Here is a 10,020-nt window from a genome sequence, read left to right as displayed (position 1 = left end):
AGGTCCGAACGGGTGCCAGCTGAAAGGCGAAGTCGGCGCCTTGTGACGAAGGCATCAGCCGGATCTGCGAACCGTGCAGCTGCAGGATGCGGCTGACGATGACCAGGCCCAAACCGCCGGCACGGCCGCGCAGCCCGGTCTGGAAACTGGGCCGCACGAACAGATGCGGCTTCAGGTGCTCCAGCACGCCGGGGCCGTCGTCCCGCACCCGAACCTCCACCGCCTGGCCCAGCGCGCGCAGTCGCAGCTCGATCAACCCGCCCGGCGGCGTGTGGCGGATCGCGTTGTCGATCAGGTTGGTCAGCACCCGTTCGATCAGGCCCAGGTCCGCGTCCACCTGCGGCAGCGCCGGTGCAATGTCGGCCTGCAGCCGCTGGCCACGTGCCTCGGCCGCCAGCGCGAACTTTTGGCAGACGTCCTGCACCAGGTCCGGCAGCGCGAAGACCTCGCGGCTCAGCGTCACCGCGCCGTACTCCAGCCGCGCCAGTTCGAACAGCTCCTGTGCCAGCCGGCCCACCTGGCGGCTCTGCCCAATGGCCACGTCCAGGTAGCGGGCCCGCTCCGCTTCGCTGAGCAGCGCGGCCTTCAGCTTCAGCGTCTCCAGGTAGCCGTGCAGCGAGGTCAGCGGCGTGCGCAGGTCGTGCGAGATGTTGGCCACCAGTTCGCGCCGCTGCTGGTCCTGGTGGCTGAGGTCCTGCCACTGCGCGGCCAGGCGCTGCGCCATGTGGCCGAAGGCCTGGCGCAGCCGGCCGATCTCGTCGTTTGACGGCGGCTCGTTGGCCAGCGCCTGCTGCGCGGCTTCCAGGCCGGCCAGGCCGTCGTGGTCGAAGTGCTGCACGATGCGCGTCAGCCTTTGCAGCGGCCGGGTGATGGCGCGCAGCGCGAGCAACCCGGCCAGCATCGCCAGGCCGGTGATCAGCGCCATCGCGCCGATGTGGGCCGGTGCATCGGCCCAGGGGTGGAGCAAGGCCTGGTGCTCCTCGCCGATCAGCACCACGTAGACGTAGCCCGCGAGCCGGCCGTTGGTCCACAGCGGCGCGGCGCTGAAGACCTTCTGCCCGGCCTCGCTGCGCGGGTCGTCACCCCACACCGGCAGCGTGGCGCCGGCCAGCAGGCGCTGCAGCGGCGCGAGGTTCACCTGGTGCCGCTTCAGGTGCCCTGGCGGCGCTGCATCGGCAATGATCTTCCCGTCCGGCCCCAGCAGGTACAGCTCCACGCTGGGGTTCACGTCCATCAGCTTGGTGAACAGGCGCTGCACGTTGCCCGCATCGGGTCCGTCCGGCAGCATCAACAGTTCATGGCCGGCGATGTGCCCCGCCAGTCCCAGCGACAGGCGCTGCACCACCTCCTGCTCGCGCTGCTCGCCGGCGTGGATCTGCAGCGCCGTCGCTGCGAGGCCGCAGGCCAGCAGCAGGCCGCCGAACAGCAGCGCCAATCGGGTGGAAAGCGACCAGCCGCGCTTCACGCCGGCACCTCCGCCGCGAAGCGGTAGCCGCGGCCCCACACGGTGAGTACCAGCTGTGGCAGCGCGGGGTTCTGTTCCACCTTCAGCCGCAGCCGGTTGATGTGGGTGTTGACCGTGTGTTCGTAGCCGTCGTGCTGGTAGCCCCAGACCTTGTTCAGCAGGTCCATGCGCGAGAACACCTGGCCGGGGTGGCGGGCGAGGAAATACAACAGGTCGAACTCGCGCGGTGTCAGTTCGATCAACTTGCCGTCCCGCCGCAATTCGCGCGCCAGCGGGTCGATCTCCAGCCCGTGCAGCGACAGCGCGCCGGACTCGATGCGCGCGTCGCGCGCCAGCGCCTCGGTGCGGCGCAGCAAGGCTTTCACGCGGGCGGCCAGCTCCAGCATCGAGAAGGGTTTGGGGAGGTAGTCGTCGGCACCCAGTTCCAGCCCGAGGATGCGGTGCACCTCGCTGGCCCGGGCGCTGATCATGATGATGGGCGTGTAGCGCGCCATGGTCCGCGCGCGGCGGCAGATTTCAAGCCCGTCCACGCCTGGCAGCATCAGGTCCAGCACCAGTGCGTCCCAATGGCTGCGCGCCAGCAGCTCGGCGCCGAGGTCGCCGCTGGCCGCATGCATCACGTCCAGGCCTTCTTCACGCAGGTGCATCTGCACCAGCTCGGCAATCGGCGCGTCGTCTTCGACCAGCAGGACTTTTTTCGGCACAGGGTTCGGCATCGCTTGGCACGGGCAGGCGCACGCCCGCCCCAGGCCATTGTTCGGCCGGTGCGCACGCGCAGGTTTCACGTTTTGTTGAAGCTTTTCAGGCTTCGGTGAACCTTGGTCGCGCGAGCCGGCGAAACCTGACAGGCCTTGGCCACGATGAACGAAAAAAAGCCCGGCGTGCGAGCGGCCGGGCTGGTGTGGAACGAGTGAGGCTTACTTGAACCGGTAGGTCGCGCTGGCGTAGAAGAAGCGGCCGCGCGGGTCGGTGTAGCTGGGGTCGTAGCCGGAGAGGAAGTACCAGGCCTGTTGCGAGAACGGCGGCGCAGTGTCGAACAGGTTCTGCACCCCGCCGCGCAGCGTGAAGTCCTTGGTGATGTCCCAGGCGCCGGACAGGTTCCACAGCGTGTACGCCGAGACGCGGCGGTCATCCTTGCCGATGATGTGCTGGTCCTTGTAGCCCGAGAGGTAGTTGTTGGACAGCGTGGCCGAGTACGGGCCCTGTTCCCAGTCCAAGGCCACCGTGTGCCGCCAGCGCTGCACCACGCCGTCGTTGACGAACTCGCCGAGGTTGCTCACGAAGGGGTCGCCGTTGCCGGTCTGCTGCTTGGACGAAACGGTCCAGGTGCCATTCAGCCGCACGCCGAAGGTGCCGACACCGCTTTGCAGCTTGCTGAGCGACAGGCCGATGTCCAGGCCAGAGATGCGCTGCTGGCCGCGGTTCTGCTTGACCAGGTCGATGTAGCAGATCGAGTTGTCGTCCGGGTCCAGGTCGTCGCCACACACGCGCATGAAGTCGCTGTCGGGGTCGCCGGCCGGGTCGTTGTAGCGGTGCACCAGGCTGCCGTACTTGTCCAGGTGGGCCAGGATCACGTCCACACCGATGGTGCTGATGGTGTCCTTCTTCTGGACGTTCCAGTAATCCAGGCTGACGCTCATGCCGCGCTGGGGCTCGAACACCGTGCCCAGCGTGAACTGGCGCGAGCGCTCGGGCTTCAGCTTGGCATTGCTGTAGTTCAGCGTGGTCCAGAGGTCGGAACAGTCGGTGACGGTGTTCTCCGGATCATTGGCCAGGCAGACGGGGTCGGTGACCGTGGCGGCGGAGCCTTCGGTCACCGGGCGGTACAGGTCCGACAGGCTGGGCGCGCGGAAGCCCGAACCAGCGGAAGCGCGGAACATCAGTTCCGGCGTGACGGTGTACTTCAGGCCGATCTTCGGGCTGGTCGCGCTGCCGGTGACTTCGTAGTGCTCGTAGCGCACGGCGGCCTGCAGCTCCAGCTGCTTGGTGACGGGAGCGCTGATTTCGCCGAACACCGCGCCCACGTGGCGCGAGCGGCCAAAGTCGGCGTCCTGGCCTTGCGAGGTCTCGCCGAGGATCAGATCGTCCGCCAGTGCCTGCGACTGGTGGTAGTTCTGGCGCTCGCGGCGGAACTCGCCACCCAACGCCAATGCCATGTCGCCGCCGGAGAGCTTCATCACCGGGCGCGAGGCCTTGAAGTCCACGCCGTCCATCTGGCCTGACGCGTGGCGCACTTCGCCCCGGATCTGCGCCGTGTTGTAGAGCGCCTGGCCGGCCGAGCCGGAGGCACCAAACGGGTTCAGCGTGCCGTCGGCAAAACCGTCGCGGATCATGTCCTCGTTCAGGTAACCGTTGTGGTCGCGGTCGGACACGAGGCTGGTGCTGTGGTTCAGCGCGACCTCGTAGTCCCACGTTGACACATTGCCATTCATGCCCAGCACGTAGCGCTGACCGGTGGACACCAGTTCGCTGGTGCGCAGGCCGGCCTCGACCAGGCGGGTGCGCGCGGTGATGCTGCGGTCTTCGTCGTCCGGATCCAACGTGGTGAGGGTGGTTCCGGCCAGCGCGGGGATCAGCGAGACGTCGACTTCGGCGTCAATGCGGTTGGGCGTGCCCGAATACAAGGTGCTCGAACGGGCCCAGGAGGCTTCGCCGAACAGCTGGTGGCCGCCGCCCAGGTCCCACACGCCACGGCCGAACACGCTGGTCTTGGTCGACTTCGGGTACAGCTCGATGTCGCGCATGTAGTCATAGGTGCAACCGTCGGCGCCGCCAATGCCTTCCGGGAGGTAAAGCGTGGCGGGTGGGTTGCAGCCGGTGGCGGCGGCTGGGTTGATGGTCCTGGAGTCGATGACCGTCTTGCCGTTGCTGGAGTAGCCGTCGGCGATCAGGCTGTCGCGTTGGGAGCCACTGAGGATCAGGTTGGCCGGATAGGTCGCGCTGGAAAGCAAATCCGGCAAGCGCTCGGGAATCTTCAGGTCCTTGATGAAGTGACGCTGGCGGGCGTTGAGGCTGTCGGTCTTCTGGACGTCGAACACGCCGAACAGGTTGAAGCCGTCGCGGCCATAGTCGCCCACGCCGCCCGACAGCGTGGCCGAGCGCTTGCCACCGCCGCCTTCGCCGGTCTTGCCAGCGTAGGCGCTGATCTCTCCGCCCTGGTAGTCACGCTTGGTGATGAAGTTGATCACGCCACCAATCGCGTCGCTGCCGTACAGGGACGATGCCCCGTCCAGCAGCACTTCCACGCGGTCGATGGCCGCAGCCGGAATGGTGTTGAGGTCCACGCCGGCGCCGTCACCCGGCGAAGCGAAGTTGGCCATGCGGCGGCCGTTCAGCAGCACCAGCGTGGACGAGACGCCCAGGCCGCGCAGGTTGGCCGCGTTCAGGCCGGATTGGTCGCGGAATCCGCCGTAGGCCATGCTGCCGCCGTCGGTCAGGTTGTTGGCGCTGGCGCTGATGTGCGCGACGATTTCCGCGGCCGTGGTCAGCCCCGCCTTGTCGATGTCCTTGCGCGTGATGACCTGCACCGGCAGTGCCGTTTCACCGTCAATGCGCTTGATTGCCGAGCCGGTGATCTCGACCCGTTGGGGTGTGTCGGCGGGAGCCGTCTGGGCATGCAGCAAGGCCGGGGCCGCGCCGGAAAGCAGCAGGGCCACCGCCTGGGCGCAGGCCCGAAGGCGCGTGGACCGGTGGGCAGCCGCGTGCGGCGTGACGGGGCTATGCATGAAGAGGATCCTCCGAAGCGATGCTTTGTGGTGTGTGGGTCGGTCTGCGAGTCTAGGAAGCGTTCGCGCCGCGTGTCACGGCGCTTTCACCGAGCGTCGCAATTCAGCAACTTGGCTTCACAAGGGATTGCACGGCGGTGCAAGCGACGGTGCTGTATCGGCCCTCGCAATCTCGACGCAATCCCACGGGCGACGTTTGTTCTCACGGAATGCGGTGCCAAGATGCGCCATGGCAAAGCGCCGCCTTCGGGCGGGCGCGGCAGCCGCTTTCGTGGTTCAGATGGATTTGGGATGGGTTTGGCATGAGCGAGCGCCGCAAGACGGACAAGATGAAGCAGGGCGACAGCGGCAAGCGGGCGGGCCGCAGGCTGCTGCTGGGCGGACTGGCGCTGGGCCTGGGTTTGGGCCTGGGTTTGGGCCTGGTGCCGACGCTGCAGGCCCAGGTGCAGGCGCCGAGCCGCGAGTCGGTCGGCACGGTGACCCGGGCCGGCGGCATCACCGCCGGGGCGATCCCGTTCCAGCAGGTCAAGGGCTACGCGGTGGTCATTGGCGGTGCGCTGAAGGACGACAACGACGAGGTCTGGGGCCGGCTGGTGGAACTGGCCGGTGGGCGCGGCTCGCGCTGGGTGGTGTTCGGCACCGCTTCGGAAAATCCGGACAAGACGGCGCGCCGCATCGGCGACCTGCTGGAGCGCCGCGGCGCCGTGGCCGAGCAACTGCCGGTGGCGCCTGCGCTGAAATGGGTGGACCTGGACAAGGCGGTGCGTGACCCATCGCTGTTGGAGCTGGTCAAGAACGCCAAGGGCATCTTCTTCTCCGGCGGCGCGCAGGAGCGCATCGTCGACACCTTCAACCCCGGCGGCAAGCCCACGCCGATGCTGCAGGCGATCTGGGACGTGTACCGCCGCGGTGGCGTGGTGGCCGGCACCTCGGCTGGTGCTGCGGTGATGAGCACGGTGATGTTCCGCGATGCCTTGAGCGTGCTCAGCGTGATGAAGGGCCAGCTGCGCGACGGCAAGGAGGTCGACCACGGCCTGGGCTTTGTCGGCCCGAACCTGTTCGTGGACCAGCATTTCCTCAAGCGCGGCCGCTTCGGCCGCATGATTCCGCTGATGCTGGCCAAGGGCTACAAGCTGGGCCTGGGCGTGGACGAGAACAGCGCGGCCATCGTGCAGGGCGACCAGATCGAGGTGATTGGCGGCAAGGGTGCGCTGCTGGTGGACCTGGCCGATGCGCAGACCAACCCGCAGCTCGGCGCACTGAACCTCACCGGCGCCAAGCTCAGCTACCTGGACCGTGGCGACCACTACGACCTGGGCACGCGGCAGATCGCGCCGTCCGAGCGCAAGCAGCGCGGCCAGAAGCTGGACCCGAACGCACCCGGCTACAAGCCCGACTTCACCAACGAGCCCTTCTACATCGACATGCTGGGCGACACCACGGTGGCCAATGCGATGGGCTTCCTGATCGACAGCAGCCAGAAGGAAGTGCGCGGCCTGGCCTTCGATCCCAAGGCCCAGCCCGGCGACCCATTGCCCGACCTCGGCTTCTCGTTCCGCCTCTACAAGGGCAAGGACACGCTGGGCTGGTACTCCGACGAGCAGGGCGGCGACGATTACAGCGTGGTCAACGTCTACCTGGACCTGCAGCCGGTGCGCATGGCACGGCCCTTGTTTGCGCCCTGGACCGGCCGCTGATCCGCGCACCCTGCGCCGCGCGATACTGCGGCCTTCATTTCGGTCCACGTGCGCTTTTTCTCCCCAGGAGCTTTCTGCACCATGATGCAACGCCGCCCTCTCTTGATCGCCTGCCTGACGGCCGCCCTTGGGGCCACCCTCGGCATCTTCACCAGCACCGCTGCGCTGGCCCAGGCGCCGGACTGGAAGAAGGTCCGCATCGGCGTTGAAGGCGCCTACCCGCCGTTCTCGGAAGTGGGCACGGACGGCAAGCTCAAGGGCTTCGACATCGACATGGCGCTGGCGCTGTGCGCCGAGATGAAGGCCGAGTGCACGCTGGTGCAGCAGGAGTGGGACGGCATGATCCCGGCGCTGCAGGCCAAGAAGTTCGACGCGATCATCGCCTCGATGGCCATCACCGAAGAGCGCAAGAAGGCTGTGGCCTTCACCAACAAGTACTACAACACGCCGGCCCGCTTCGTCGGCAAGGGCAGCGCCACGACCGATGTGTCGCCCGCCGGACTGAAGGGCAAGAAGATCGGCGTGCAGCGCACGACCATCCACGACCGCTACGTCACCGCCTTCTACAAGGACAGCGAGATCGTGCGTTATGCCAAGCAGGACGAGGTCTACCTGGACATGGCGGCCGGCCGCATCGACGCGACGCTGGGCGACTCGGTCGCCGAGGACGGCGGTTTCCTGAAGCGACCCATCGGCAAGGGCTTTGCCTTCATCGGCCCGGCCATCGAAGACACCAAGTTCTTCGGCGACGGCTCGGGCATCGCGATCCGCAAGGCCGACACCACGCTGGTCGACAAGTTCAATGCCGCCATCGTCTCGCTGCGCGCCAGTGGCGGCTACAAGAAGATCCAGGACAAGTACTTCGACTTCGACGTCTTCGGCAAGTAAGGCAGAAGAAGAGACTAGAGGGGCGCGCGCGTGGACTTCCTGCACGGCTACGGCCACAGCCTGCTCGAGGGCTCGCTGCTGACACTTGCGGTGGCGCTGGGTTCGCTGGCCATTGCGCTGGTGCTGGGCCTGGCCGGCGCGCTGGCCAAGCTCTCGAAGGTTCGCGCATTGCAGTGGCTGGCCACGGCCTACACCACGCTGGTGCGGGCCGTGCCGGACCTGGTTGTGATGCTGCTGGTCTTCTACGGCGGGCAGGTCGCGGCCAACAGCCTGGCCGAGCGCATGGGCTGGGAGAGCCTGGACATCAACCCGTATGTGGCGGGCGTGCTGACCATCGGCTTCATCTTCGGCGCCTACCTGACCGAGGTGCTGCGCGGCGCCTTCCTGGCCGTGCCGCCTGGCCAGCGCGAGGCGGCCGTCGCCTACGGCATGACGCCCTGGCAGGTGCTGCGCCGCATCGTCGGCCCGCAGATGCTGCGGCATGCACTGCCTGGCCTGTCGAACAACTGGCTGGTGATGATCAAGAGCACGGCCATCGTCTCGCTGATCGGCCTGTCGGACCTGATGGCGCGCGCCAAGGGCGCGGCCGGCAGCACGCGCGAGCCCTTCCTGTTCTACGTCGCGGCCGGGGTCATCTACCTGCTGTTCACCAGTGTGTCCGAACTGGGCTTTGCCTGGCTGCAGAAGCGGCTGTCCATCGGCACGCGGCGCGTGTCGCTCTGAGCCGTTGAGAAGTTGAACTGACGATGGACTTCGACGCGATCCGCGAAAGCCTGCCGCTGTATTTCCACGGCGTGCTGGTCACGCTGGAACTGCTGGCCGCCGCGCTGGCGCTGGGCATGCTGGGTGCGCTGCCGCTGGCCATGCTGCGCAGCCTGCCTTCGCCCTGGGCCAACAAGCCGGTCTGGCTGTTCACCTACGTGATGCGCGGCACGCCCATGCTGCTGCAGCTGTTCATCCTCTACTACGGGCTGGCGCAGTTCGAGTGGGTGCGTGCCAGCATCCTGTGGCCCTGGCTCAGCTCGGCCTGGTTCTGTGCCATTGCCGCGTTTGCGCTGAACACCTGCGCCTACACGACCGAGATTCTCTACGGCGCGATCAAGGCGCTGCCGCATGGCGAGATCGAAGCGGCCAAGGCGCTGGGCATGTCGCGCTGGGTGACCTTGCGGCGCATCGTGCTGCCCTCGGCCTTCCGGCGCTCGCTGCCGGCCTATGGCAACGAGGTGGTGCTGATGATGCACGGCACCTCGCTGGCCAGCGTGGTCACGCTGGCCGACCTGACGAATGCCGCCAACGAGGTGCATTCGATCTACTACCTGCCGTTCGAGGCCTTCATCACCGCGGCCGTGTTCTACGTGCTGATCACCATGGTGCTGGTGGCCATGTTCCGGCAGGCCGAAAAGCGCTGGCTGCAGCCCTTGCTCCCGCGCTGAATCTGCCGCGCTGAAACCTCTGTTCTCGCTCCAATGAAAACCGTCACCCATTCCCTGCTCAGCCCCGTGCCCGGCACCCGCCGCGAACTGGTCAGCCTGCACCACGGCGAGCCCGGCCGCGGCCCCAAGGTCTACATCCAGGCCTCGCTGCATGCCGACGAAGTGCCGGGCATGCTGGTCGCCCATCACCTGCGCGGCGCGCTGGCCGCGCTGGAAGCGGCCGGTCGGCTGCTCGGTGAAGTGGTACTGGTGCCGGCGGCCAACCCGATCGGCATTGGGCAATGGGTGCTGCGCAACTACCAGGGCCGCTTCGAGCTGGGCAGCGGCGAGAACTTCAACCGCAACTATGCGGACCTGACCGAGGCCGTGCTGGCCGCGGTGGGCGAACAACTCGGGGCGGACGCGCAGCAGAACGTGGCGCTGGTGCGCGGCGCGCTGCGCGACGCCGCGGCGGCATTGCCGGTGGCCACCGAGCTGGAAAGCCTGCGCAAGACGCTGCTGGCGCTGGCCATCGACGCCGATGTGGTGCTGGACCTGCACTGCGACGGCGAGGCCGTGCTGCACCTCTACACCACGCCGGCCACCTGGCCCACGGCCGAACTGCTGGCGCGCTGCATCCGCGCCGAGGTTTCGCTGCTGGCCGAGCGTTCGGGCGGTGACCCGTTCGACGAGGCCTGCTCCATGGTCTGGCCGGCGCTGGCCGCGAAACTTGGAGCGGACAAGCCGCTGCCGTCTTCGTGCATGGCCGCCACCATCGAGCTGCGCGGCGAGGCCGATGTGTCGCACGCCCGCGCCGAGGCAGACGCAGAAGG

8 protein-coding genes are annotated in these 10,020 nt (G+C 67.5%); 5 read left to right on the top strand and 3 right to left on the bottom strand.

Translation table 11 applies throughout. The features are described from left to right. The 3 genes from FKP22_RS11640 to FKP22_RS11630 form a co-directional block, all read right to left on the bottom strand. Positions 1-1,465 (bottom strand): HAMP domain-containing sensor histidine kinase (locus FKP22_RS11640; protein ID WP_141287661.1); only part of this gene is annotated, 1,465 nt, incomplete at its 3' end. Then, positions 1,462-2,181, bottom strand: coding sequence for a winged helix-turn-helix domain-containing protein (locus FKP22_RS11635; protein WP_141287660.1), 720 nt, complete (start codon positions 2,179-2,181; stop codon positions 1,462-1,464). The genes FKP22_RS11640 and FKP22_RS11635, both read right to left, overlap by 4 nt. A 201-nt stretch (positions 2,182-2,382) precedes the next feature. After that, positions 2,383-5,190, bottom strand: a complete 2,808-nt coding sequence (locus tag FKP22_RS11630) for a TonB-dependent receptor (RefSeq protein ID WP_141287659.1) — start codon at positions 5,188-5,190, stop codon at positions 2,383-2,385. 302 nt (positions 5,191-5,492) lie between these two features. On the opposite strand from FKP22_RS11630, the gene FKP22_RS11625 reads away from it, so the two are divergent. From FKP22_RS11625 to FKP22_RS11605, 5 genes are all read left to right on the top strand, one after another. Then, a complete protein-coding gene (locus FKP22_RS11625) occupies positions 5,493-6,887 on the top strand; it encodes a cyanophycinase (RefSeq protein WP_170200860.1) in 1,395 nt (464 codons plus the stop codon). Between the two features lie 81 nt (positions 6,888-6,968). After that, positions 6,969-7,775 (top strand): L-arginine-binding protein AotJ, encoded by an 807-nt coding sequence (gene aotJ, locus FKP22_RS11620; RefSeq protein WP_141287657.1) that lies wholly within the window; start codon positions 6,969-6,971, stop codon positions 7,773-7,775. Between the two features lie 39 nt (positions 7,776-7,814). Continuing rightward, positions 7,815-8,498, top strand: a complete 684-nt coding sequence (locus FKP22_RS11615) for an ABC transporter permease (protein WP_141287662.1) — start codon at positions 7,815-7,817, stop codon at positions 8,496-8,498. Between the two features lie 23 nt (positions 8,499-8,521). Beyond that, on the top strand, positions 8,522-9,208 hold the full coding sequence (locus FKP22_RS11610) for an ABC transporter permease (RefSeq protein WP_211361379.1): 687 nt from the start codon (positions 8,522-8,524) through the stop codon (positions 9,206-9,208). Positions 9,209-9,241: 33 nt separating this feature from the next. Then, on the top strand, positions 9,242-10,020 hold a 779-nt coding region (locus FKP22_RS11605), incomplete at its 3' end, for a succinylglutamate desuccinylase/aspartoacylase family protein (RefSeq protein ID WP_141287655.1).

It is taken from the genome of Ideonella azotifigens (assembly GCF_006519715.1).
Lineage (GTDB): Bacteria > Pseudomonadota > Gammaproteobacteria > Burkholderiales > Burkholderiaceae_C > Ideonella > Ideonella azotifigens.
Note: the sequence above shows the minus strand (reverse complement) of the source record. Positions and strands in the feature narration are given on the sequence as shown.

Excerpts from the sequence above, each read along its gene's own strand:
- FKP22_RS11635 (WP_141287660.1), bottom strand. The coding sequence starts at position 2,181 with ATGCCGAACCCTGTGCCGAAAAAAGTCCTGCTGGTCGAAGACGACGCG.
- FKP22_RS11630 (WP_141287659.1), bottom strand. The coding sequence starts at position 5,190 with ATGCATAGCCCCGTCACGCCGCACGCGGCTGCCCACCGGTCCACGCGC.
- FKP22_RS11625 (WP_170200860.1), top strand. The coding sequence starts at position 5,493 with ATGAGCGAGCGCCGCAAGACGGACAAGATGAAGCAGGGCGACAGCGGC.
- aotJ (WP_141287657.1), top strand. The coding sequence starts at position 6,969 with ATGATGCAACGCCGCCCTCTCTTGATCGCCTGCCTGACGGCCGCCCTT.
- FKP22_RS11610 (WP_211361379.1), top strand. The coding sequence starts at position 8,522 with ATGGACTTCGACGCGATCCGCGAAAGCCTGCCGCTGTATTTCCACGGC.